The sequence below is a fragment of the Komagataeibacter xylinus genome (genome assembly GCF_004302915.1).
Taxonomy (GTDB): domain Bacteria; phylum Pseudomonadota; class Alphaproteobacteria; order Acetobacterales; family Acetobacteraceae; genus Komagataeibacter; species Komagataeibacter xylinus_C.
In genome coordinates, this window is the sequence record NZ_QQBI01000006.1 from 41,857 (window position 1) to 64,544 (window position 22,688).

Sequence of the window (22,688 nt, forward strand, 5' to 3'; positions counted from 1 at the left end):
TTCTTACAAAAGCACCCCTCTCTGAAGCTTTTTGAAAAAAGCTTCGCCAGACACTTCTTTCAGTCGGTGTCCGTTCACAAAAAAAACCTGACAGGCCAAAGCAGTCTGTCAGGTTTCTGATCCATTTAAGGGGGTTTGATGCCCTTTAGCGAATGGGCAGTGGAATGTGATTGACGGTCATGACGCCGCCCGCCCAGCTCACATCCCACCCCGTTCCGCCCGAGGCCGATTTGTGGCCAAACAGCTTGGCCAGGACCAGGGCTGCACTGGCCCGGGTCTGGCCCGCGTTGCGCAGGGTCTCGATCACGGCATCAAGGTTCTGCACCTGAATATGGCCATTGGCTGATGACGCATCGGTATTGCCGGTAAGGCTGGCATCGCCATTGCCGGTAATCTGCATGGCGCCGCGCTGGGCGGTGAGTGATGAGACATGCAGCGGCACCATGACCGTCTCGCTCGGGTGGCCGGTAATGGCTGCGGCAAGCGGCACGAGTGATGCGCTGGGCACCGAGGCATTGGCCGTGGCCTGCTGGGGCAGGGCATTGACCAGAAGCGTGTTGTGCGAGCCGGCTATGCCAAGGCCCTGCGTATCAAGCGTGAGGGTGGCGGGGGCGGTGTCGCCTTTGGCACCGGCAAGGTGCAGATGCGCGCGATGGAAGGAGAGCTTCGTCTCCCCGCTGCTCAGCAGCCCATCCTGCCAGATCAGGTCATAGCTGCGGCCCGTGCGCAGCCCGTCCATGATGGGCGTTGCGGCGGAGACGAAATAATCCTGTGCGCAGCCCTGCGAATGGTGGCCGGTCAGGGTGGCCAGCAGCACGAGCGAGGCCACGTCCTCCATATCGCGCAGGGCCTGCGCCCCCAGTCCCGTGCCGCTGGCCGTGATATCACCTGCGTGAAAGGTCTGGTGCACGTCTCCCGCCAGGGCCAGGTCGTAGTTATGGCCAGCAAGCGTGTTGTTGCCATGCGGCTGGCTGCTACTGGCAAGCTGCGCGCTGGCGCAGGTGTCGGGCAGGGTCGTGGCCTGCGCCGAACCCACGCATGACAGGGCGGCAAGGACCGTGGTGATGATGGATATTTTTTTCATTTGCAGTACAAGTTGGCGTGAATAGGCGGCGGATGCAATCCGGTATAATTTCCGCATCATCCCCATAGCATCAGGCTATCTCCTCCACCATGCTCCGCAAACTTGATTCCTTCCTGCTATGCCTGCTGGCCACCGTTGGCATGGCCAGCGTGCTGCCCTGCCGCGGTGTAGGGGTGAGGGTGTTCAATATCCTCGCCATCATCATGATCGCGAATATGTTTTTCCTCCAGGGCGCGCGCCTGTCGCGCCGGGCGGTGGTGGAGGGACTGACCGGGTGGCGCATCCACCTCGCCATCGTGCTGTGCACGTTCGTCATGTTTCCGCTGCTTGGCATGGGCCTGCATGCGGCCTTTCCGCGCCTGCTTGATGCCCCGATGTGGACAGGCCTGCTGTTCCTGTGCTGCCTGCCCTCCACCGTGCAGTCCTCCATCGCGTTCACCTCGATTGCACGCGGCAACGTGGCGGCGGCCATCTGTTCGGCAACACTGTCGAACATACTGGGCATTTTCATAACGCCCGTGCTGGTGGGCATCGTGTTCAGCCGCCATGCCAGCGGGGGCGGCGGCGGGATCATGCCCATCGTGGGGCAGCTGCTCGTGCCCTTCATCGCCGGGCAGGCCCTTCAGCCCCGGATCGGGGCCTGGGCGCACCGGCATAAGAAGCTGCTTTCCTTTTCCGACCGGGGGTCAGTCCTGGTGGTGGTCTATACCGCCTTCAGCGAAGCGGTGACGCAGGGACTGTGGCACCGCCTGCCTGCCAGCCAGCTTGGCCGGGTGGTGCTGGCCGATGCGGGGCTGCTGGCCCTGGTGCTGGGGCTGACCCTGCTGGTCGGGCGCGCGGGTGGCTTTGCGCGGGCGGACAGGATCGCCATCCTGTTCTGTGGTTCCAAGAAGTCGCTGGCATCAGGCGTGCCGATTGCCAGCGTGCTGTTCGCCCCCACCGAGGTGGGGCTGATCGTGCTGCCGCTCATGATCTACCACCAGATCCAGCTTTTTGCCTGCGCCACGCTGGCACGGCGTTTTGGGACCGGGAAGAAGGATTGACCTAATCTACCCCCTCGCGCATGGCGGCCCGGCCCGGTATGTAGGCAGGCCGATAATGCCCGCCGGGCATGACAACCGCACGAAATGGTGGAGAGAGATGACAGGACTGGACCCGGATAACTGGGATGCGCTGCGGGCCTTGGGCCACCAGATGGTCGATGACATGATGGACCGCCTGTCCACCCTGCGCGAGCGCCCGGTGTGGCAGCCCATGCCACCCGCCCTGCGCGCGCAGTTGCACACCGGCCTGCCGCACGCGCCCACTCCGCCGGAAGAACTTTACGCCCGCTTTCGCGAACTGGTTGAACCCTATTCCACCGGCAACGTGCACCCCGGCTTCATGGGCTGGGTGCATGGCGGCGGCACGGCGGTGGGCATGCTGTCGGAACTGCTGGTGGGGGGGCTGAATGCCAATTGCGGCGGCCGCGACCATGCGCCCATCGAGGTCGAGCGCGAGGTGATCCGCTGGGCCGCCGAGATGTGCGGCTTTCCCGCCGAGACAACGGGGCTGCTGGTTACCGGCTCCTCCATGGCCAACATGATTGCCGTCATCACCGCCAGCCGCGCCGTGCCCGACGGGCTGAAAATGCGGGCCGCGGGCGTGGGCAGCCGCAGGCTGGTGGGCTATGCCGCCGCCACGGCCCATGGCTGCATTTCGCGCGCCTTCGACCTGACCGGGCTGGGCACGGACAGCCTGCGCGTGATTCCGGTGGATGAACACAACCGCATGGTCCTGCCCGCACTCGAGCAGGCCATTGCCCGCGACCGGGCGGCAGGGCTTGAGCCGTTTATCGTGATCGGCACGGCTGGCACGGTGGATACCGGCGCGATTGATGACCTGAACACGCTGGCCGACATCGCAACGCGTGAGGATATCTGGTTTCATGTCGATGGCGCATTTGGCGCGCTGGCCATGCTGTCCGACACGCTGCGGCCCATGCTGCGCGGGCTGGAACGGGCCGATAGCGTGGCCTTTGACTTCCATAAATGGGCACAGGTGCAGTACGATGCGGGCTGCATCCTTGTCCGCCGCCCCGGTGCCCAGGTTGACGCTTTTGCCCAGTCCCGCGCCTATCTTGCACGCGAGGACCGCGGCCTTGCCACCAATGGCCCGTGGTACTGCGACCTCGGCCCCGACCTGTCACGCGGGTTCAGGGCGCTGAAAGTGTGGATGACGCTGGGCACCTATGGCGCCGATGGCATGGGCGACATGATTGCCAATTGCTGCGCCATCGCCCGCCACCTCGCTGCCCGTGTCGAGGCCAACCCGCGGCTGGAACTGCTCGCACCCGTGACCCTGAACATCGTGTGCTTCCGCATCATCGCCCCCGTGGAGGATCTGGACCACTTCAATGGCGAGGTGGTGAAAGACCTGCATGAAAGCGGGATTGCGGCGCCGTCCACCACCATCATCAACGGGCACAAGGCCGTGCGGGCGGCCATCGTCAACCACCGCACCACCACTGCGGATGTTGACCGCATGCTCGATGCGCTGCTCGAACTCGCCGACCGCAGACTGGTCGCCGCCTGAAAAAAAGAATCCCCGCGCCAGACACGGCGCGGGGCAGGGGAGCCGATGGCCTTCAGCGTTGACGGCGCGCCCCCCGCGCCGCTTCCTCGCCAAACAGTTCGGACAGCTTCTTCATCATCGTGCCGCCGAGTTCCTCGGGGTCGGTAATGGTCACGGCGCGACGGTAATAGCGCGTCACGTCATGGCCAATGCCGATGGCCAGCAGTTCGGTGCTGGTGCGCGTCTCGATATGGGCAATGACCTCGCGCAGGTGGTTCTCGAGGTAGGAGCCAGGATTGGCGGACAGCGTGCTGTCATCCACCGGCGCACCATCGGAAATCACCATCAGGATGCGCCTGCCTTCCGGGCGGGCGGCAAGGCGGCGCTGGGCCCAGAGCAGGGCCTCGCCATCAATGTTTTCCTTGAGCAGCCCCTCGCGCAGCATCAGGCCAAGGTTGCGCCGCGCGCGCCGCCACGGCATGTCGGCCGCCTTGTAGATGATATGGCGCAGGTCATTCAGCCGCCCCGGGTTTTCGGGCTTGTGCGCCTGCACCCACGCCTCGCGGCTGCGGCCACCTTTCCATGCACGGGTGGTGAAGCCGAGCACTTCCACCTTCACCGCGCAGCGCTCGAGCGTGCGGGCCAGGATATCGCCGCACATGGCGGCCACCGAGATGGGGCGGCCACGCATGGAACCTGAATTATCGATCAGGAGCGTGACCACCGTATCGCGGAAATCCATGTCACGCTCGCGCTTGTAGGACAGCGAGAGCATGGGATTGACCACGATGCGCGAAAGCCGCCCGGCATCGAGCATGCCTTCCTCAAGGTCGAACTCCCACGCGCGGGTCTGCTGCGCCATGAGCTTGCGCTGCAGGCGGTTGGCCAGCTTGGACACCACGCCCTGCATGCTGACAAGCTGCTGGTCGAGCGTCTGGCGCAGGCGGAACAGTTCTTCCGCGTCGCACAGATCCTCGGCGGCGATTTCCTCGTCATAAACGGTGGTGAAGGCATGATAGCCGCGCTGCGGCTCCGCTTCCTCCGCTTCCCCCTCGGCCGGGCCACCGGCTTCTTCCGACCCGCTGGCCGAGCCACCCTGCTCGCCATCATCGGGTTCGTCATCACTGGCGCCGGTGCCCTGCGACATCTGCATGGGCTGGTTGCTGTCATCCTCCTCCGGGCCGTCCTCCTGGGCATCGGGGGTGGTGTCGTCAGCGGGTTCCTCGTCATCGCTACTGGCGGCCTCGGCATCGCTCGTGCCGTCATCCGCCTCTTCCTCGGGCGTGGTTTCCTGCTGGAGCAGATCACACGCCATGAGCAGCCGGCGCGCGGCCTGGGCAAATTCCTGCTGGCTGTCCTGGCGTGCCGCCATCTCATCAAGGGCGCGGCGGGCAGCGGGCGGCAGATCCTCGGCCCAGCGCGCCATCAGGTCATGCATGGATTGCGGCACCGGATGGCCCGACATGCGCTCGCGCGCCAGCAGCCCCAGCGCGAAGGGCGTAGGCAGCTTTGTGTGGCTGGGCAGGCGGTCAAGGCCCATATCGGCGCATTCCTGCGCCAGGCGGGCATCAAGATTGGCGGCCACCCCGGCCATGTGCCGCGCGCCAAGACTTTCCACCCGGGCCTGCTCGAGCATGTCATACACTTCGCGTGCTTCACCCGCGGGCGGGCGGGCACTTTCATGCAGGGGTGCATTGTGATGGCGCAGGCGCAGGGCCGCGGCATCGGCCGCACCGCGCATGCGGGTCATTTCCGCCCCGGTCATGCGGCGCGAGGGGTGGGGCAGGCGCACATGCGTGCCGGTAACCGACACGCCGGAAGGCACGGGGCCATTGAGGAACGAGACCTCGGTCTGGGCCTGCCCACCCACGGCCCGCACGGCGCCAACCGTGGCGCGCTTGAAGCGCTCGGCGGTGCGGGCTTCATCCTCGGCCTGCGGGGCGGGGGTGTTTTTCCGGTTCTCGCGCATGCGTGCCTGCCCTGTCATCAGCCCCGTGGCGCCAGCGGGCTGGCGTTGAAGCAGCGCTGGTAATATTCCGCCACCGTGGGGCGCTCCGCCTCATCGCACTTGTTGAGGAAGGTAACGCGGAAGGCGAAGGCAAGATCGTTGAAAATACGGAAGTTTTCCGCCCAGCTGATGACCGTGCGCGGCGACATGACGGTGGAAATGTCACCCGCGATGAAGCCCGAGCGCGTGAGGTCGGCCAACGCCACCATGCTTTCCACCCGCTTGCGGCCCGCTTCGTCCTTTTTGGGGTCGATGCCCATCTTGGCCAGCACGATGGCGGTTTCCTGCGCGTGGGGCAGGTAGTTGAGCGTGGTCACGATGTTCCAGCGGTCCATCTGGCCCTGGTTGATCTGCTGCGTGCCATGATACAGGCCCGTCGTATCGCCCAGGCCCACCGTGTTGGCCGTGGCGAACAGGCGGAAGAAGGGATGCGGGCGGATCACGCGGTTCTGGTCGAGCAGCGTCAGGTGGCCTTCCACCTCAAGCACGCGCTGGATCACGAACATCACATCGGGGCGGCCGGCATCATATTCATCAAACACCAGCGCGCAGGGGTGCTGAAGGCCCCACGGCAGCAGGCCCTCGCGGAATTCGGTGATCTGCTGGCCATCCTTGAGCACGATCGCATCCTTGCCGATCAGGTCGATGCGCGAGATGTGGCTGTCGAGGTTGATGCGCACGCTCGGCCAGTTGAGGCGGGCGGCGACCTGCTCGATATGCGATGACTTGCCGGTGCCATGATAGCCCTGCACCATGACGCGGCGGTTGAAGGCAAACCCCGCCAGGATGGCCAGCGTGGTGTCGTGGTCGAATTTGTACGACGGGTCGATATCGGGCACATGATCCGTGCGCACCGAGAAGGCAGGCACCTTCATGTCGCTGTCGATGCCGAACACATCGCGTGCCGAAACCTGCAGGTCAGGCGCATTGACGGCCGAAATGGCGGGGAGTGGCGTGCCGCTTGCATCCACGGCGGCAGTTGTCAGGTCTGCTGGTTCGTTCATCTGCTTTATCTCGTCCGTCACTTCGTCTGTTAGGGCCCACCATGACAGCGCAGGGCGGCATATCGGGCCTTGAGTATAAACATATCTGTAACAGATCGGCCATATGATGGCGCGGCCCGTTTCAGGCGCGCCGGGCCGCATCCTCATGCCCGCTGGTGGCCACCAGATGGGCGCGCACCGTGGTGTAGGCGAGATTGATGCCCTTGAAGCGCTCTTCCGCGTTGCGATCGCCGCCATTGGCATCGGGGTGGTGCTGGCGGGCAAGCTGCCTGTAGCGGGTCTTGAGTTCCTCCATCGACACGGGCCAGCCCAGGTCGAGCACGCCAAGCGGATAGCGCAGCGCGGGCGGCGCGCCGACCCGGCGGTCCACATCCTGCTGGCGGCGCGCACGGCTGCGCGCGCGTGCCTTGGCCGCCCCCCTGAGCAGGTCGAGCGGGTCGATCACGTCATCCTCGCTGAACGCGCGGGCGGCGCTGCCCTGGCCCAGCTTCCATGAAGGACGGTCCCATGAGGCATCGGCGCGGATATGCGCCTCGATCTGGCCGGGCGACATGCCGCGGTAATAGTCCCACCGTGAATTGTATTCACGCACATGTTCAAGGCAGAACCAGAAATACTTGTTCAACGCATCACGCGAGCGCGGGGCCCGGTAGCCTGCGGGCTGGTCGCAGCCATGCATGTCGCAGCAGCGATCCGGCGCATCGGGATCGGGGTCAAAGGCGCGGTGCCGGGTGTTCCTTCTCTTCATCATTCCCGTTATGTGCGCCTGTCCATGCTTCGTGCAAGAGCGAAGCTGTGCAATGAATGATCCCGCTATCATGGAGCCGCCAATGGAACAGCACGCAACCGGCCGGGCCGGACGGATCGACCGCATCATACGCGAACACCTCGCCCCGGTGGAACTCACCATCCACGATGACAGTGCCCGCCACGCCCACCACGTGCATGTGCGCGACAACGGCGTGCAGGCAGGTGAAAGTCACTATAACGTGCTGATCGTCAGCCCCGCCTTCGAGGGCGTGGGCCGCGTGCAGCGCTCGCGGCTGGTGCATGAGCTGCTGGCGGGTGAATTCGCGGGTGGCATGCATGCGCTCTCGCTCGTGCTGCGCACGCCCGCCGAGCAGGCGCGGATGGCCACGGCATGAAACCCGCCTTTCCCTTCGCCACGCGGCGGCTGATGATGGGCGGCCTACTCACGCTGCTCGCCGCCTGCGCGGGCACGCCTGCCACCACATCACCCAATCAGGCCGATGACATCGCCCGCGTCGAGACCTACCTCAACACCTCACGCGGGTTGCAGGCCAATTTCGTGCAGACCTGGCCCGATGGCGGCAAGGGGCAGGGGGTCATGCATTATGACCCCGGCCGCCTGCGGCTGGATTATGCCACGCCGGGCTCGATGAAGCTGGTGGCAGCGAACGGGCACCTGCTGTTTGTCGATCACCGGCGCGAATCGGTCACCCGCATGTCGCTTGGCCGCCAGCCGCTCGGCCTGCTGCTTGACCAGCCGGTGCACCTGTCTGGCCAGATTGCGGTCACAGCGGTGCAGCACGGGCAGAACAGCCTGCAGGTCTCACTGGGGCGGCGCGATAGCGAATCGCAGGGCATCCTGACCCTCGGATTCGCGGATATCGGGGGCAAGCTGTCGCTGCTGGTCATTGAAATGACCGACGTGGAACGCCAGCACATCCGCCTTGACCTGACCGATACCACGGTCAGCGGGCAGGCCTGGCCTGACGCAATGTTTACCCTCAGCTCCAGTAATTGACCGCAGGACGGCGCGCGGCCTTACTCCCGCGCGCCACGAATCGGGCCGAGGCAGGATTCCCATGTCTCGGCCAGCGCGGTATCCACGTCCTCCATGCTGACCCGCTTGCCCAGTTTGGCCAGGCTGGTCACGCCGTATTCGCTGATGCCACAGGGCACGATTCCGCCAAAATCGCTCAGGTCGGGGTCAACATTGATCGCGATTCCATGCCAGCTCACCCAGCGTGAGACCCGCACGCCAATCGCCGCGATCTTTTCCTCCCGCCCCGTGGCGGGGTCGACCACCCACACGCCAATACGCTCGGCGCGGCGCTCTCCCGTCACCCCAAAGCGGGCGAGGGTGCGGATGATCCATTCCTCCAGCGCATGAACATAGGCCCGCAGGTCGCGCGGGGGCACCATGGCACGCGGGCGGGTCAGGTCGAGCATGGCATAGGCCACGCGCTGGCCGGGACCGTGATAGGTCCACTGCCCACCACGCCCGGCAGGGTAGGTGGGGTAGCCACGCGGGTTGAACAGGTCCGAATCCCTTGCCGATGTCCCGGCGGTGTATGTGGGGGGATGTTCGAGCAGCCACACGCGCTCGGGGGCAGTACCCGCCCGAATTCCACGGGCCTGGGCCTCCATCTGAGCCAATGCGGTGGGGTAGGGCACCTGTTGTGGTGCTTTATTCCATAAAAATTCATTTTCGGTCATTGCCCGCTCGTCTTTCATCAGCTATACGCCCATTCATCGTCATGACGGTATCGCTCACTCGATGCTCGTTGTCACGTTGCGGCCATGGCGGAATGGTAGACGCGCAAGCTTGAGGTGCTTGTGGGGGCAACCCCGTGGAAGTTCGAGTCTTCTTGGCCGCACCACTGACTTTTCCTGAAAATTGATGCGAGATGAAACACATCACCCCAGCGGGGCAGATGTGTTTTTGTATGCACGGAATTTAAATTGTCTGTTCCCTGCAACTCCCGGGCGGGAAGGGCGTTCAGGCTCATGTCATAAAAAAGTCACAATTCTTCCTCATTGAGTGCCTCACTCTACCGCAGGGTCATACACCCCGCAGAACAGCAGTTCAGGCTGACCCGTACGTTACAAATGATGTCGATTACGCCATCATTTGCGATGATGCATGGCAATAGTGATTTAAATCATGTTTGGTCCTGATGAAGCACGCTATATCCTTTCCCATCTGGCAACACCCTGATCCCTGTCATCATTATAACAATGGGCGGTCAGCCGGGATTGTCTGTTTCTGCCATGCATCTTGAGGTAAATATTAGTGATTAAGCCCCTTAAAAAAGCCGTATTGCCGGTTGCCGGCCTTGGCACCCGTTTCCTGCCCGCAACCAAGTGCGTGCCCAAGGAAATGCTCACCGTTGTCGATCGCCCGCTGATCCAGTACGCCATCGACGAAGCGCGTGAAGCCGGGATCGAGGAATTCTGCCTCGTGTCCAGCCGGGGCAAGGATTCCCTGATCGACTATTTCGACATTTCCTATGAGCTTGAAGACACGCTGAAGGCCCGCAAGAAGGCCTCCGCGCTCAAGGCGCTCGAAGCCACGCGCGTGACCCCGGGGTCCATGCTGTCCGTGCGCCAGCAGGAGCCGCTCGGCCTTGGCCACGCCATCTGGTGTGCGCGTGAGTTCATTGGCAACGACCCGTTCGCCATCCTGCTGCCCGATGACGTGGTGCAGAGCGAAAAGTCCTGCATCGGCCAGCTGGTTGAAGTCTACAACAAGACCGGCGGCAACGTGCTGGCCGTGACCGAGGTGCCGCGCGAGCAGACCGGCAGCTACGGCATCCTCGACGTCGGCGCGGATGACGGCAAGACGGTTGAAGTGAAGGGCCTTGTTGAAAAGCCCGACCCCAAGGATGCGCCCTCGACCCTGTCGGTCATTGGTCGCTACGTGCTGACGGCGGACGTGCTCAAGCACCTTGCCAAGCTCGAAAAGGGTGCAGGCGGCGAAGTGCAGCTGACCGACGCCATGGCCAAGACTATCGGTCACGTGCCGTTCCACGGTTACCGCTACGAAGGCAAGCGCTTCGACTGCGGCAGCAAGCCGGGCTTCCTTGAAGCACAGATCGCCTTCGCCCTCGCACGCGAGGACCTGGCGGGCGACGTGCGGGAATTCCTCAAAAAGTATAAATGAGCTTCAGGCACCATTTCGACCCCACAAGCCTGCGGGAATACGATATCCGCGGGATTGTGGGCGAAAGCCTGACGCAGGACGACGCCTATGCCATCGGCCGCACCTTCGGCTCCATGGTGGCACGGGCTGGCGGCTCGACTGTCGCCATCGGTTATGACGGACGCCTGTCATCCCCCGCCCTTGAGCGCGCGCTCGGGGCAGGGGCCATGGCGTCTGGCATGACCGTGCTACGCATCGGGCGTGGCCCCACGCCGATGCTCTATTTTGCCGCGACCACGCTGGTGGCCGATGGCGCGATTATGGTGACAGGCAGCCATAACCCGCCTGACCATAACGGCTTCAAGATGGTGCTTGGCAACAGACCATTTTTTGGTGAACAGATCCGCGAACTGGGCCGACTGGCCGCAGGCGGCGATGTCGTGGCCGAGGCCACCGGCACCACGCGCGATGTGAACGTGATTCCCGCCTATGTCGATCGCCTGCTGCGCGACTGGGATGGTACGGACCGGCCCCTCAATGTCGTATGGGACAGCGGCAATGGCGCCGCGGGCGAAATCCTGTCACTGCTGGTGAAAAGACTGCCGGGCAGGCATCGCATTCTCAACGCTGAAATTGACGGCACTTTTCCCGCCCATCATCCTGACCCGACCGTTCTGGCCAACCTCGAGCAGCTTATCGCCGCAGTGAGGGAGGATGGGGCTGATCTGGGCCTGGCCTTTGATGGCGATGCCGACCGCCTGGGCGTGGTGGACAATACCGGCACCGTGCTGTGGGCGGACCAGCTTATGGTTGTGCTGGCGCGCGACATCCTGCGCGACCATGCGGGTGCTACAGTCATTGCCGATGTCAAGGCAAGCCAGACCCTGTTTGAAGAGATTGACCGCGCAGGCGGCACGCCACTGATGTGGAAGAGCGGGCATTCCCCCATCAAGATGAAGATGGCCGAGACCGGCGCGCCACTGGCGGGCGAGATGTCAGGCCATTTCTTTTTTGCCGATCGCTGGTACGGATTTGATGACGGGCTATACGCGGCACTCCGCCTGCTGGGTATCGTCTCGCGGCTCAGTGGTCCGCTCTCCGATGTGCGGCTGGGCCTGCCTGCTGCCGTTTCCACGCCTGAACTGCGCTTTGCTTGCGCCGATACCCGCAAATTCGCGGTGATTGCCGAAGTCGCCAAACGGCTTGAACGCAGCGGCGCACGTGTCTCCACCATTGATGGCGTGCGCGTGAGCACACCCGATGGCTGGTGGCTGCTCCGCGCCTCCAACACCCAGGCGGTTCTTGTTGCCCGGGCGGAAGGCGCGAGTGCCGCGGCACTGGACCGGCTGAAGACCGCGATCACGGCGCAACTGGAAGCATCTGGCCTTCGCGCGCCCGACTTTTCCGGCACGCCCGCCCTACATTAATCAACGCTGCCGGGCGAACTGCTTAAAGACTATTTAAAAAGATAGTCCCTCTAAAACCCTGAAATTATATAAGTTTTTGGTAAAGCTTTTTTCAAAAAGCTTCGAAAGACGTCGCCTTTGTGAAAAAAGGCGACACCCAAAAACTTTTCTTATTTTTTATCAACGATCTGTTTTCAAACAGTCTCTTATTTGCCTAGAAAGCGGCGCAGCCCCAGCCCCTGCGGGCGCTCATGCAGCACGGAAGGCTGGTAGGCGATGGAAATGATGTCATGCGCCTGCTGCCACACGGCCACGTCTTCCGCCCGGTCGGTCTGCACGGTGGTCACGCCACAGCGGAGCAGGAACTCGTACTGATCGGGCAGCGGCGTGCCGGTGGCCCGGATCTCGCCGGTAAAGGACAGATGCTCACGCAGGGCACGGGCCTGCGTAAACGCCCGCCCATCGCGAAAAGAGGGAAAGTTCACTGCCACCAGCGCCAGCCGGGGCAGGGCAGGGCGCAGCACGGCCACATCCACATCCGGCCCGATGGCAACGCCAAGCGGTGCCGCCTTCGGGCGGGCCAGCCCTTCCTCCAGCCGTTCAAGCGGCACGATGACCGCACCATCAGGCAGGGCCTCGCCTGCAATGGCCTGCGCCCAGCGGTCTTCGGTCACACGACCATTCTCAAGCAGGGGCATAGACGGCATCCTTGAAGCTTGCGGCACCAAGGCGCCGGTAGGTATCGATAAACGCCTCACCTTCATGGCGAAGCACAAGGTAGGTGTCGATCAGCCGGGCAATGGCGTCGACCGTTTCATCCTCCGGCAGGGCCGGGCCGATGATCTGGCCAATGGCCACGTCATTTTCCGCCGAGCCGCCAAGGGTGAGCTGGAAAAACTCCTCGCCGCGCTTGTCCACGCCCAGAATGCCGATATGCCCCGCATGGTGGTGGCCGCAGGCATTGATGCAGCCCGAGATGTTGATGCGCAGGGTGCCAATGTTTTCCTGCAGTTCGGGGCTGGCAAAGCGCGCGCTCAGCTTCTGCGCGATGGGGATGGAGCGCGCATTGGCCAGCGCACAGTAATCCAGCCCGGGGCAGGCGATGATATCACCCACCAGCCCGATATTGGGCGTGCCCAGCCCGGCGCCATCGAGCCTGAGCCACAGGTCACGCAACCGGTCCTTGCGCACATGGCCCAGCACCACGTTCTGCATGTGGGTCACGCGGATCTCGCCAAAGGAGAATTCATCGGCCAGATCCGCAATCAGGTCCATCTGGTCGGCAGTGACGTCACCGGGAATGCCGCCATCGGGCTTGATGGACACGACCGCGCTGATGAAGCCTTCATGCCGGTGGGCGTGCGTGTTGGTGCGCACCCAGCGGTCAAAGCGGGCATCGGCCTTGCGGGCGGCCTCGAGCTTCTGTGCCGCATCGGCAGGGGCATCCAGGTCGGGAATGCCGAAACGTGCGCGAATGCCTTCCACAATGGCGGGTTCAAGCCGGTAATCCGCGCGGTTCATCTGGGCGAATTCGGCATCGACCTTCTCGCGAAACTGCTCCACGCCCAGCGCCTGCACAAGGATCTTGATCCGCGCCTTGTACATGTTGTCGCGCCGCCCATAGGCGTTGTACACGCGCACCACGGCCTCGAGATAGGCCAGCAGGTCTTCCTCGGGCAGGTTGTCGCGCAGTTGCACGCCAATAATGGGCGTGCGGCCAAGCCCGCCACCTACGAACACGGTGAACACGGCCCGCCCGTCCGGGCCGGGATGGGCGACGAGGCCAATATCATGGAAGCGCGCGGCCACGCGGTCATTGGGGCTGCCGCTGATGGCGATCTTGAACTTGCGCGGCAGGAACGAGAATTCCGGGTGCAGCGTGGACCACTGGCGCAGGATCTCGGCATGGATGCGCGGATCAAGCAGTTCATCGGCGGCGGCACCGGCAAACTCGTCACACGTCACGTTGCGGATGCAGTTGCCGCTGGTCTGGATGGCATGCATGTTCACGCCCGCCAGCCGCTCGAGGATATCGGGCGTATCCTCAAGCCGGATCCAGTTGAACTGGATGTTCTGGCGCGTGGTGAAGTGGCCGTAATCACGGTCATACGTGCGGGCGATATGGGCGAGTTCGCGCATCTGGTCCGAACCCATCATGCCATAGGGCACGGCCACGCGCAGCATGTAGGCGTGTAGCTGCAGGTATAGGCCGTTCATCAGGCGCAGGGGCTTGAATTCGTCCTCGGTCAGGTCGCCTGCCACGCGGCGGCCCACCTGCTCGCGAAACTGGGCCACGCGCTGCGACAGAAAGGTGCGGTCCACCTCATCATAGGCGTACCGGCCAACCGGCAGGGTTGCGGTGTCAGTGGACATGGGGTGTCTCCACGGGAGCGAAATCAGGGTGCACGGTCGGCCCGAAGGCCCGGATGCGCTCGCGCACGGTCAGCGGCGTGACACGCGCGGCATCAGGATCAAGCTGCACGCCATAAATGCCCACCACCGTGCCTGCATCCGCCGCCGCCTTCGCCTGCTTTATGGCGCCTTCCACCGCTGCATTGTCAAACACGCGGGCCTGGCTGATCGCCTCCGACCAGCCCTGCGGCGCAAGCCATACGATACGGCCATCAAGCAGCCGGTTGGCGGTAATGACGCTGGCGCCGGTCATGTCCCGGCGGTTGTTCCTGACATCCACTTCTGAACCGATCCCTTTCAGGCAACGGGCATGTAACTGCCTTGTACTACTATAGGTGCACGGTCCATGCCCACGCACCCATTCTTCCAATCCGGTAATGCAATACCGGCATGCCTGCAACCAGGCATGCCGGTCGCACCATCAGGATGTCTGGCGCCGTGCTGATGCATCCAGACGGATGGCATCCGTGATGTAGGCCGCAAGCCGGGCGGCTGTCTCATCACGCGAGACATCGGTGGTCTCCACCCGCAGGTCGGGCTTTTGCGGAGCCTCATAGGGGGCATCCACGCCGGTAAAGCCTTCGATCTTGCCTGCGCGGGCGGCGGCATACAGCCCCTTGGGGTCACGCTGCTCGCAGGTGGCCTGCGGCGTGTCGATGAAGATTTCATGGAAACCTTCGCCAACGACCTGACGCGCCATTTCGCGATCCGCCACGGTGGGCGAGATCAGCGCCACGATCACAACCTGTCCGCTCTCGGCCAGGATGCGGGCGACGGCTGCGGCACGGCGTACGTTTTCACGCCGGTCGGCTTCCGAGAAGCCAAGGTCCGCGCACAGCCCGGCACGCAGCGTATCGCCATCAAGCACCGACACGTCGATGCCACGGGCGAACAGGCGGTTTTCCGCCTCGCGCGCCAGCGTGCTCTTGCCCGCACCCGGCAGGCCGGTCATCCAGAACACGCCACCACGATGCCCCTTGGCCTGCGCGCGGTCCCACAGCGATACGGCGCTGCCGGTGGGGTGGATGGCATTGCGGCCTGCAACGCTCTCCGCCACCCCGATCAGCGGCGCGCCGCCCACGATCTGCTGGTTACGGTCCACCAGCACGCCACGCCCATCGGCCGTACCGGGCACGAACGGGTCGAACAGCATGGTTTCGGACACGGCCAGCGTAATCTCGGCAAAGCCTTCGGGCGGCACTTCCTCGGCGGGGTGCTCGGTCAGGTCTTCCAGCCGCACGACGGAGTCAATGGCCGCAACCGTGACCTGGTGCTCGGCCGTGGCAAGGCGCAGCCTGAAGCTCTCGCCCACGCGCAACGGCTCCTGGCGCAGCCAGAACAGGCGCGTGCGGATGCGGGCCGCGCGCAGCGGCGCATGGTCGGCAGGGAACAGGAAGTCGCCCCGGTCGGGGATCACGTCCGGCTCAAGGGTTACGGCTACCGACTGGCCGGCCACGGCGGCCACCTGCGGGGCGGTGTGCCAGCTTTCGATGCTGGCGATGCGGGCTTTTGCGCCATGCACGCCAATCACCACCTCATCACCCACCCGGATGCGCCCGCGCTCGATGCGGCCCACCACGATGCGCTTGGTGTCAAAACGGTAGACATCCTGCACCGGCAGGCGCAGCGGCAGGTCGGCGCGTGAGGAAGGGGCGGGGACGGCGGCCAGCGCCTCGGTCAGGGTCGGGCCCTTGTACCACGGCATCTTGTCCGAGCGCGAGGCCATGTTGTCGCCCTCGCGCGCAGATGCGGGCACGAACACGGTCGGCTCGATTTCAAGCTGGAGCAGCAGCTTGGTGATGTCGCGCTCGGCGGCCTCGATCTTCTTCTGGTCGTAGTTGAAGATATCGACCTTGTTCATGAACACGATCACATGCCGGATGCCGATCAGGCGCAGCAGCATGGCATGGCGGCGGGTCTGCTCCTGCGCGCCCTCATTGGCGTCAACCACCAGCACGGCGGCCTCGGCATCGGCGGCGCCCGTAATCATGTTGCGCAGGAACTGCCGGTGGCCCGGCGCATCCACGATCACGAACTGGCGGTTACCCAGCTTGAAGGGAATGCGCGTGGAATCAACGGTCACGCCCTGGTCGCGCTCGATCTGCAGGCTGTCGAGCAGGAAGCTCCATTCAACCGTCAGCCCGCGCTTCTTGCTGGACTCGATGATCTGCGCCACGCGCCCTTCGGGCAGGCTGTCGGTGTCATACAGCAGGCGGCCGATCAGCGTGGACTTGCCGTGATCGACATGGCCCACGATCACGATGGGAGTGGCGGCATCCTGCGGGGCAGGGGTCGGGATTGTATTCATTGTCTGTAACTCCGTCCTGTCCGCTCAGAGGTAGCCGGCCACGCGCAGGCGCTCGAAGGCATCCTCGGATTCATGGTCCATGGCGCGACCCGCGCGCTCGGATGTGCGCGAGGTTTCAAGCTCGGCAATCACCTCGGCCACGGTCGAAGCATTGCTCTCGATCGGGCTGGTAATGTCCTGGTCACCCAGCGAGCGGTAGCGCTTGCCCTCTTTCGAGAAATACAGGTCAACCAGCGGAATGCCCTCGCGCTCGATATAGCGCCAGATGTCGATCTCGCGCCATGACAGCAGGGGGTGAACGCGCACATGCACGCCCGCCTCGTGCGGGGTGGCATACTGGTCCCAGAATTCGGGGGGCTGGTTGCGCACATCCCATTTATGGCCCGAGCCGCGCGGGCTGAACACGCGCTCCTTGGCACGGGTGGCCTGTTCATCACGCCGGATGCCAGCAATCACGCCTGCCAGCTTGTATTTGTCGATCATCGCGGCAAGCCCGGCCGTCTTGCGCGCGGCGGAACGGGCTGCGGGCGGCAGGGTGGGGTCGATTTCCTCGACGGGCGGGCAGTCGCCAAGCAGCAGTTCGAGGTTCCACTTCTTGGTGTATTCATCGCGGAATTTATACATTTCCGGGAATTTCTTGCCGGTATCGACATGCATAACCGGAAACGGCACGCGCCCGAGGAAGGCCTTGCGCGCCAGCCAGAGCATGACGTTTGAATCCTTGCCCAGCGACCACAGCATCGCCAGTGGCTTCAGCTTGCGATAGGCTTCACGCAGAATGAAGATGCTCTGGGCCTCGAGTTGGTCGAGATCGTCCATGGAATTACAGACCTTCCGTAACAGGAAAGAAAACGGGAGAAACCGCACGCCCCGACATGGGGGAGGCGGAAAAGGAAATCATGCGCCCTGACCGGCTGGCTTGCGCATGTGTATGCCGCATTCGGTCTTGGCCTTGCCTGCCCAGCGGCCCGCACGCGGGTCGGCTCCTTCGCCCACGGGGCGCGTGCACGGCGCGCAGCCGATGGAAGGATAACCGCGCAGCGTGAGCGGATGGCGTGGCAGGTTGCGCCGCGTCATCTCGGCATCGAGTTCACGCGGTGTCCAGGCAATGAGGGGGTTCAGCTTGATCTTGCCGCCCGGCGCATCCTCAATCACGGGCAGGCCCTGCCGTGTGGCCGCCTGCGTGCGTTTGCGCCCCGTAATCCACGCATCAAACGGGATCATGGCCTCATCCAGCGGCTCGACCTTGCGCAGGGCGCAGCAGGCATCGGGGTCGAAGGCCCAGAGTTCCGCCGTGGGGTCGCGCTTTTCAAGCTGTACGGGATTCGGGTGCAGGTCACGCACGTCGCGCAGGCCCAGTGTGCGGGCGAGTTCGTGGCGGTAGGCCAGTGTCTCGGGGAAGTGCTGCCCCGTTTCAAGGAACAGGACCGGAACGGCAGGATCAATTTCAGCCGCGAGGGCCAGCATGACAGCAGATTCCGCCCCGAAGGACGATACCAGCGCGATCCGGCCGCGCAGCCGCGTCAGGGCGACACGCAGCACGTCGGATGCGTTTTCACCCGCCTGCTTCAGTTCAGCCACAACATCCGCATCGATACGCATAATGTTCCCCGCACCCGATTTACACTAGGCCATAGCGTTCTTTTCACGCCACACCTACTCCTGGCGGAGTGTAAAATCAAGGGAAAGGCATAATTTATACGTATCCTGATGCGTATTTCATATATGTCCCCCCGGCATGGCGGCAAGGGGCGCGCCACATGGTGGCTAGCGGCTCATGAGCACCACGATATCGCTGTTTTCAAGCATATGGCGTGTCACCCCGCCCAGGATCATCTGCCGCAGGCGGGAATGGGAATAGGCCCCCATCACCAGCATGTCGGCATTGAAATCATGGGCTGCGGCGAGCATTTCCTCGCCCACGGGGCGTGTATCACTCCCGAATTCGTGAATATTGGCCTCGATGCCATGCAGCGAGAGGAAAGAGCGCACATGCCGCGCCTCCGGCCCGGGCCGCTGGTAGGCGGGACTGTAGAGGATGCACACCGCCTCCGCCCGGCGCAGCAGGGGCAGGGCGTGATGGATGGCCGATGCCGCCTCCGACGTGCCATTCCAGCCGATGCAGATGCGCTTGCCGATGGTAGGCGGCGCTACGGGCGGGGCTATGATGACCCCGCGCCCGCTTTCAAACAGGATGGCGTGCAGGGTCTCGGATGAAGAGACATCGCCTTCCGGGTTGGGCTGGCGCAGCACCACGATATCAGACAGCCGCGCCTGAAACGACACCACGCTGCGCGTATGCCCGCTATGGGCGATGAAACTGGCCGAAAGCGCATGCATGTTGCCCGGCGAAAGGGGGGAATCCACCGCCACGACGGGAATATTTTCCCGGCGGGTAAAGGCATCGAACAGGCCGCGCACCTCATGCAGGCGTTCGGAACTTTCCTTCAGCGCGGTGGAAATCATGTCCTGCACCATCACGCCGGACATGCCTTCGCCCACCAGCGGGCCGACTTCCTGCATGTCGGTGCCGACATGCAGCACGGCAAGGTGCGCATCGAACATGCGCGCGACCACGCCGCCTACATGCAGCGCACTCTGCGCGTGGCTTGCGCCACCTAGCGGCAGCAATATCCTGCGCACACACATTTCAATGAGCCTCCTGATCCGTTCACGGGGTGTCCGCATGGGTGGCGTTGCTGGCACCCGTTGCCGGGTAAAACGGATCAGGCGGCATTAAGTTCTTCCCTCAGGGATAAAGGCGCTCGGTCTGCCATCCGTCCGGCGTACGATCCCACACCGCGCGGTCATGCAGGCGGTAGGGGCGATCCTGCCAGAATTCAAAATGCCGGGGCACGAGGCGGAAGCCGCTCCAGTTGGCGGGGCGGGGAATGATCGCCTCCGGGTCGGGGTAGCAGGCCTCGAGGTCCGCCACCGCTTTTTCAAACACGGCGCGGTCGGCAAGAGGGTGCGACTGGTTCGAGGCGATGGCGCCAAGCCGCGAGATGCGGCTGCGGCTGGCAAAATAGGCATCGGCCTCGGCAGGGGTAACGGGCTCGACCGGCCCCTCGATGCGGATCTGGCGGCGGATGCTCTTCCAGTGAAACAGCAGGGCTGCGTGCGGGTTGGCCTTCAGCTCGGCGGCCTTGCGGCTGTTGAGGTTGGTGTAAAACACGAACCCCCGCCGGTCGGCACCCTTGAGCAGGATCATCCGCACCGAGGGGCGGCCCTCGGCGGTGGCGGTGGCCAGCGCCATGGCGTTGGGGTCGTTGGGCTCATGGGCCGTGGCATCCGCCATCCAGGCCGTGAACAGGTCGAACGGGTCGGCGGCAAGGTCGATCAGGGGAGAGGTCATGGGCTCCGTCCGCTGGGCGTTTCGCGCGCGCCATCCGGCGAGGCGACGGGATGCGAAACATATGGAAACATAAGGTAAGTTACCGTGTGACAAATATTAGCTACAATTACAGCATTCGGCATCTTGTCCGAAACGGCAGCTTGTGCAACCACGAGGCCGAAAATTTCATCCGTCATTTACCAGTTTAAGGATAGCAGCATGTCAGACGGCGCACCCAAAATCGCCATCAAGGGTTCATTGATGAAAGGCAAGCGGGGCCTTGTCATGGGTGTTGCGAATGACCGCTCCATTGCCTGGGGCATCGCGCGCGCCGTGGCCGAGCAGGGGGGCGAGCTGGCCTTTACCTACCAGGGCGAGGCGCTGGGCAAGCGCGTGCGCCCGCTGGCCGAGACCGTGGGCTCGACGCTGGTGCTGCCGTGCGACGTGACCGATGACGCCGCGATGGACGAAACCTTTGCCGCCATCGAGAAGGCATGGGGCAAGATCGATTTCCTCGTTCACGCCATTGGCTGGGCGGACAAGCAGTTCCTGCGCGGGCGTTATGTCGACACCCCGCGTGACGCCTTCCTCAAGGCGATGGACATCTCATGCTATTCCTTCACCGCCGTCGCCCGCAGGGCTGCCGCCATCATGAACCCGAATGGCTCGCTGCTCACGCTCACCTATCTGGGGGCAGAGCGCGTGATGCCGCATTACAACGTGATGGGTGTTGCCAAGGCCGCACTCGAGGCTTCGGTGCGCTACATGGCGGTTGACCTTGGCGGGGATGGCATCCGTGTAAACGGCATCTCGGCAGGCCCCGTCATGACGCTGGCCGCCAATGGCATCGGCGATTTCCGCTACATCCTGAAGTGGAACCAGTACAACTCCCCGCTCGAGCGCAATGTGTCGCTTGAGGAAGTGGGTGGTGCGGGGCTTTACATGCTGTCCGACCTGTCGGGTGGTGTGACGGGCGAGATCCATCACGTTGATTCCGGCTACCACATCGTCGGCATGAAGAACCCCACCGCGCCGGACATTACGGTCGCGGGTAACTGATCGCGGGAAGTCTGCCCTCATGTCGTACAACACCTTCGGCCACATGTTTCGCGTCACCACCTGGGGGGAAAGCCATGGCCCTGCCATTGGCTGCGTGATTGATGGCTGCCCGCCGCGCATCCCGCTGGATGTGGGCGACATCCAGCCGTGGCTGGACCGGCGCAGGCCGGGGCAGTCGAAATTCACCACCCAGCGCCAGGAAGCCGATCAGGTCGAGATCCTGTCCGGCGTGTTCGAGGGGCAGACAACCGGCACCCCCATCTCGCTGCTGATCCGCAATACCGACCAGCGCTCGCGTGATTATGGCGACATAGCCACCCGCTACCGCCCCGGCCATGCCGATGTGACGTATGACACCAAATACGGCATCCGCGACTATCGTGGGGGTGGCCGTTCCTCGGCGCGCGAGACAGCCATGCGGGTTGCCGCGGGCGCCGTGGCGCGCAAGGTGCTTGGCGCAGGCGTGCGTATTCGTGGCGCCATGGTGCAGGTCGGCCCGCACGGTATCGACCGCGCGCGGCTGGATTGGAACCAGGTGGATACCAACCCGCTGTTCTGCCCCGACCCTCGGGCGCTGCCCGTGTGGGAGGATTACCTGGCCGATATCCGCAAGAAAGGCTCGTCAATCGGTGCGGTGATCGAGGTGGTGGCCGAGGGCGTGCCGGCGGGGTTGGGCGCGCCGATCTATGGCAAGCTTGATTCAGACCTTGCCATGGCGCTGATGAGCATCAATGCCGTCAAGGGCGTGGAAATTGGCGAAGGCTTTGCCGCAGCCAGCCTGACGGGCGAGGAAAATGCCGACCCCATGCGCATGGAAGATGGCAGGCTCCGTTTTGCATCCAACCATGCGGGCGGCGTGCTGGGCGGCATTTCAACCGGGCAGCCGCTGGTGGCCCGGTTTGCGGTCAAGCCCACGAGTTCGATTCTCACGCCCGTGCCGTCCGTCACGCGGGAAGGGGAGAATGTGGACGTGATGACAAAGGGGCGCCACGACCCCTGCGTTGGCATCCGTGCCGTGCCGGTAGGCGAGGCGATGATGGCCTGCGTGCTGGCCGACCACCTGCTGCGCCACCGGGGGCAGGTGGGAAGCTAGGCTTCCCACCACAGGCTGCTCAGCCCTTCAGCTTCGCATCCAGCGTAACGGTCGCGTTGAACAGCTTGGAGACCGGGCAGCCTGCCTTTGCCTTCTCCGCCAGTTCCTTGAACTGGGCTTCGCTCGCACCCGGAATTTCGGCTTCCAGCGTCAGTTTGGCATGGGTGATGGCAAAGCCTTCGCCCTGCTTGTCGAGCACGATTTCGGATTTTGCATCAAGCGACTTCGCCGTAAGCCCCGCGCTGCCCAGAATGCCCGAAAGCGCCATGGCGAAGCAGGCCGCGTGGGCCGCGCCAAGCAGCTCCTCGGGGTTGGTGCCAGGTTTGTCCTCGAAGCGGGTGTTGAAGCCGTAGGGCTGGCTTTCCAGCACGCCGCTCTGGGTCGAGATCTCGCCCTTGCCATCCTTCAGGCCGCCTGACCAGTGAGCCGTCGCAAATTTCGTGATCGCCATTGCGGTTCAGTCCTTCATGCAGTTGCAGTACGGGCGCATCCGGCACCCTTGGGTGACGGTTATCCCTATCACCGGGCAACAGGGCTG

The 22,688-nt window shown here is 63.9% G+C and carries 22 protein-coding genes and 1 tRNA gene; 9 read left to right on the forward strand and 14 right to left on the reverse strand.

Annotated features, from left to right (window positions below):
• Positions 1–145: 145 nt before the first annotated feature.
• Positions 146–1,084, reverse strand: coding sequence for a hypothetical protein (locus DV027_RS05680; protein ID WP_130730936.1), 939 nt, complete (start codon positions 1,082–1,084; stop codon positions 146–148).
• A gap of 89 nt (positions 1,085–1,173) precedes the next feature.
• Here DV027_RS05680 and DV027_RS05685 point away from each other — a divergent pair, with 89 nt between their 5' ends.
• Together DV027_RS05685 and DV027_RS05690 are read left to right on the forward strand one after the other, a co-directional pair.
• Positions 1,174–2,127 (forward strand): bile acid:sodium symporter family protein, encoded by a 954-nt coding sequence (locus tag DV027_RS05685; protein ID WP_130730937.1) that lies wholly within the window; start codon positions 1,174–1,176, stop codon positions 2,125–2,127.
• A 97-nt stretch (positions 2,128–2,224) separates the two neighbouring features.
• Positions 2,225–3,658, forward strand: a complete 1,434-nt coding sequence (locus DV027_RS05690) for a pyridoxal phosphate-dependent decarboxylase family protein (protein ID WP_130730938.1) — start codon at positions 2,225–2,227, stop codon at positions 3,656–3,658.
• Between the two features lie 52 nt (positions 3,659–3,710).
• Here DV027_RS05690 and DV027_RS05695 read toward each other — a convergent pair whose 3' ends face one another.
• The 3 genes from DV027_RS05695 to DV027_RS05705 all read right to left on the reverse strand — a co-directional run bounded on the left by DV027_RS05695 (position 3,711) and on the right by DV027_RS05705 (position 7,400).
• Entirely contained in the window at positions 3,711–5,606 is a 1,896-nt protein-coding gene (locus DV027_RS05695; RefSeq protein ID WP_130731033.1) for a cobaltochelatase CobT-related protein, read from the reverse strand.
• Between the two features lie 17 nt (positions 5,607–5,623).
• Entirely contained in the window at positions 5,624–6,649 is a 1,026-nt protein-coding gene (gene cobS, locus DV027_RS05700; protein WP_130730939.1) for a cobaltochelatase subunit CobS, read from the reverse strand.
• A 121-nt stretch (positions 6,650–6,770) separates the two neighbouring features.
• The gene (locus DV027_RS05705; protein ID WP_130730940.1) at positions 6,771–7,400 is read right to left on the reverse strand and encodes a J domain-containing protein; all 630 of its coding nucleotides are present in this window, start codon (positions 7,398–7,400) and stop codon (positions 6,771–6,773) included.
• 79 nt (positions 7,401–7,479) lie between these two features.
• Between DV027_RS05705 and DV027_RS05710 the strand changes: the two genes are divergently transcribed.
• On the forward strand, positions 7,480–7,794 hold the full coding sequence (locus tag DV027_RS05710) for a BolA family protein (RefSeq protein ID WP_130731034.1): 315 nt from the start codon (positions 7,480–7,482) through the stop codon (positions 7,792–7,794).
• A complete protein-coding gene (locus DV027_RS05715; protein WP_130730941.1) occupies positions 7,791–8,417 on the forward strand; it encodes a LolA family protein in 627 nt (208 codons plus the stop codon). The genes DV027_RS05710 and DV027_RS05715 overlap by 4 nt, the downstream gene beginning before the upstream one ends.
• A 20-nt stretch (positions 8,418–8,437) precedes the next feature.
• Here the strand turns inward: DV027_RS05715 and lipB are convergent, their stop codons facing one another.
• Positions 8,438–9,130: a lipoyl(octanoyl) transferase LipB gene (gene lipB, locus DV027_RS05720; protein ID WP_130730942.1), complete on the reverse strand. Its 693-nt coding sequence runs from the start codon at positions 9,128–9,130 to the stop codon at positions 8,438–8,440.
• 60 nt (positions 9,131–9,190) lie between these two features.
• Between lipB and DV027_RS05725 the strand changes: the two genes are divergently transcribed.
• From DV027_RS05725 to pgmG, 3 genes are all read left to right on the forward strand, one after another.
• Positions 9,191–9,276: transfer RNA gene (locus DV027_RS05725), tRNA-Leu, on the forward strand.
• Between the two features lie 413 nt (positions 9,277–9,689).
• Positions 9,690–10,559 (forward strand): UTP--glucose-1-phosphate uridylyltransferase GalU, encoded by an 870-nt coding sequence (galU, locus tag DV027_RS05730; RefSeq protein WP_110568246.1) that lies wholly within the window; start codon positions 9,690–9,692, stop codon positions 10,557–10,559.
• Complete coding sequence (gene pgmG, locus DV027_RS05735) at positions 10,556–11,965, forward strand: phosphoglucomutase/phosphomannomutase PgmG (protein WP_130730943.1); 1,410 nt, start codon at positions 10,556–10,558, stop codon at positions 11,963–11,965. Before galU ends, pgmG begins: the two co-directional genes overlap by 4 nt.
• 185 nt (positions 11,966–12,150) lie before the next feature.
• Here pgmG and DV027_RS05740 read toward each other — a convergent pair whose 3' ends face one another.
• The 8 genes from DV027_RS05740 to pdxH form a co-directional block, all read right to left on the reverse strand.
• Positions 12,151–12,642, reverse strand: coding sequence for a DUF934 domain-containing protein (locus DV027_RS05740; RefSeq protein WP_130730944.1), 492 nt, complete (start codon positions 12,640–12,642; stop codon positions 12,151–12,153).
• Complete coding sequence (locus DV027_RS05745; protein ID WP_130730945.1) at positions 12,629–14,317, reverse strand: nitrite/sulfite reductase; 1,689 nt, start codon at positions 14,315–14,317, stop codon at positions 12,629–12,631. The genes DV027_RS05740 and DV027_RS05745 overlap by 14 nt, the downstream gene beginning before the upstream one ends.
• Positions 14,307–14,636, reverse strand: a complete 330-nt coding sequence (locus DV027_RS05750) for a DUF2849 domain-containing protein (protein WP_130730946.1) — start codon at positions 14,634–14,636, stop codon at positions 14,307–14,309. The genes DV027_RS05745 and DV027_RS05750 overlap by 11 nt, the downstream gene beginning before the upstream one ends.
• Positions 14,637–14,777: 141 nt before the next feature.
• Entirely contained in the window at positions 14,778–16,664 is a 1,887-nt protein-coding gene (gene cysC / locus DV027_RS05755; RefSeq protein WP_130730947.1) for an adenylyl-sulfate kinase, read from the reverse strand.
• Positions 16,665–16,688: 24 nt separating this feature from the next.
• A complete protein-coding gene (cysD, locus tag DV027_RS05760) occupies positions 16,689–17,483 on the reverse strand; it encodes a sulfate adenylyltransferase subunit CysD (RefSeq protein WP_061271758.1) in 795 nt (264 codons plus the stop codon).
• A 78-nt stretch (positions 17,484–17,561) separates the two neighbouring features.
• The gene (locus tag DV027_RS05765) at positions 17,562–18,266 is read right to left on the reverse strand and encodes a phosphoadenylyl-sulfate reductase (RefSeq protein ID WP_130730948.1); all 705 of its coding nucleotides are present in this window, start codon (positions 18,264–18,266) and stop codon (positions 17,562–17,564) included.
• Positions 18,267–18,431: 165 nt separating this feature from the next.
• On the reverse strand, positions 18,432–19,313 hold the full coding sequence (locus DV027_RS05770) for a universal stress protein (RefSeq protein WP_130730949.1): 882 nt from the start codon (positions 19,311–19,313) through the stop codon (positions 18,432–18,434).
• A gap of 100 nt (positions 19,314–19,413) precedes the next feature.
• On the reverse strand, positions 19,414–20,019 hold the full coding sequence (pdxH, locus tag DV027_RS05775) for a pyridoxamine 5'-phosphate oxidase (RefSeq protein WP_130730950.1): 606 nt from the start codon (positions 20,017–20,019) through the stop codon (positions 19,414–19,416).
• 198 nt (positions 20,020–20,217) lie between these two features.
• Between pdxH and fabI the strand changes: the two genes are divergently transcribed.
• Positions 20,218–21,057 carry an enoyl-ACP reductase FabI gene (gene fabI / locus DV027_RS05780; protein ID WP_130730951.1) on the forward strand — a complete coding sequence of 280 codons (840 nt, stop codon included), beginning with the start codon at positions 20,218–20,220 and terminating at the stop codon, positions 21,055–21,057.
• A 19-nt stretch (positions 21,058–21,076) separates the two neighbouring features.
• The gene (gene aroC / locus DV027_RS05785; protein ID WP_130730952.1) at positions 21,077–22,150 is read left to right on the forward strand and encodes a chorismate synthase; all 1,074 of its coding nucleotides are present in this window, start codon (positions 21,077–21,079) and stop codon (positions 22,148–22,150) included.
• A 19-nt stretch (positions 22,151–22,169) separates the two neighbouring features.
• On the opposite strand, the gene DV027_RS05790 is transcribed toward aroC, so the two are convergent.
• Positions 22,170–22,601, reverse strand: coding sequence for an OsmC family protein (locus tag DV027_RS05790; RefSeq protein ID WP_130730953.1), 432 nt, complete (start codon positions 22,599–22,601; stop codon positions 22,170–22,172).
• Between the last annotated feature and the right edge of the window lie 87 nt (positions 22,602–22,688).

What these genes read in the sequence shown, in the direction of transcription:
- DV027_RS05680 (WP_130730936.1), bottom strand. Translation starts at nt 1,084, where the DNA reads ATGAAAAAAATATCCATCATCACCACGGTCCTTGCCGCCCTGTCATGC.
- DV027_RS05685 (WP_130730937.1), top strand. Translation starts at nt 1,174, where the DNA reads ATGCTCCGCAAACTTGATTCCTTCCTGCTATGCCTGCTGGCCACCGTT.
- DV027_RS05690 (WP_130730938.1), top strand. Translation starts at nt 2,225, where the DNA reads ATGACAGGACTGGACCCGGATAACTGGGATGCGCTGCGGGCCTTGGGC.
- DV027_RS05695 (WP_130731033.1), bottom strand. Translation starts at nt 5,606, where the DNA reads ATGCGCGAGAACCGGAAAAACACCCCCGCCCCGCAGGCCGAGGATGAA.
- cobS (WP_130730939.1), bottom strand. Translation starts at nt 6,649, where the DNA reads ATGAACGAACCAGCAGACCTGACAACTGCCGCCGTGGATGCAAGCGGC.
- DV027_RS05705 (WP_130730940.1), bottom strand. Translation starts at nt 7,400, where the DNA reads ATGATGAAGAGAAGGAACACCCGGCACCGCGCCTTTGACCCCGATCCC.
- DV027_RS05710 (WP_130731034.1), top strand. Translation starts at nt 7,480, where the DNA reads ATGGAACAGCACGCAACCGGCCGGGCCGGACGGATCGACCGCATCATA.
- DV027_RS05715 (WP_130730941.1), top strand. Translation starts at nt 7,791, where the DNA reads ATGAAACCCGCCTTTCCCTTCGCCACGCGGCGGCTGATGATGGGCGGC.
- lipB (WP_130730942.1), bottom strand. Translation starts at nt 9,130, where the DNA reads ATGAAAGACGAGCGGGCAATGACCGAAAATGAATTTTTATGGAATAAA.
- pgmG (WP_130730943.1), top strand. Translation starts at nt 10,556, where the DNA reads ATGAGCTTCAGGCACCATTTCGACCCCACAAGCCTGCGGGAATACGAT.
- DV027_RS05740 (WP_130730944.1), bottom strand. Translation starts at nt 12,642, where the DNA reads ATGCCCCTGCTTGAGAATGGTCGTGTGACCGAAGACCGCTGGGCGCAG.
- DV027_RS05745 (WP_130730945.1), bottom strand. Translation starts at nt 14,317, where the DNA reads ATGTCCACTGACACCGCAACCCTGCCGGTTGGCCGGTACGCCTATGAT.
- cysC (WP_130730947.1), bottom strand. Translation starts at nt 16,664, where the DNA reads ATGAATACAATCCCGACCCCTGCCCCGCAGGATGCCGCCACTCCCATC.
- cysD (WP_061271758.1), bottom strand. Translation starts at nt 17,483, where the DNA reads ATGGACGATCTCGACCAACTCGAGGCCCAGAGCATCTTCATTCTGCGT.
- DV027_RS05765 (WP_130730948.1), bottom strand. Translation starts at nt 18,266, where the DNA reads ATGCGTATCGATGCGGATGTTGTGGCTGAACTGAAGCAGGCGGGTGAA.
- DV027_RS05770 (WP_130730949.1), bottom strand. Translation starts at nt 19,313, where the DNA reads ATGTGTGTGCGCAGGATATTGCTGCCGCTAGGTGGCGCAAGCCACGCG.
- pdxH (WP_130730950.1), bottom strand. Translation starts at nt 20,019, where the DNA reads ATGACCTCTCCCCTGATCGACCTTGCCGCCGACCCGTTCGACCTGTTC.
- fabI (WP_130730951.1), top strand. Translation starts at nt 20,218, where the DNA reads ATGTCAGACGGCGCACCCAAAATCGCCATCAAGGGTTCATTGATGAAA.
- aroC (WP_130730952.1), top strand. Translation starts at nt 21,077, where the DNA reads ATGTCGTACAACACCTTCGGCCACATGTTTCGCGTCACCACCTGGGGG.
- DV027_RS05790 (WP_130730953.1), bottom strand. Translation starts at nt 22,601, where the DNA reads ATGGCGATCACGAAATTTGCGACGGCTCACTGGTCAGGCGGCCTGAAG.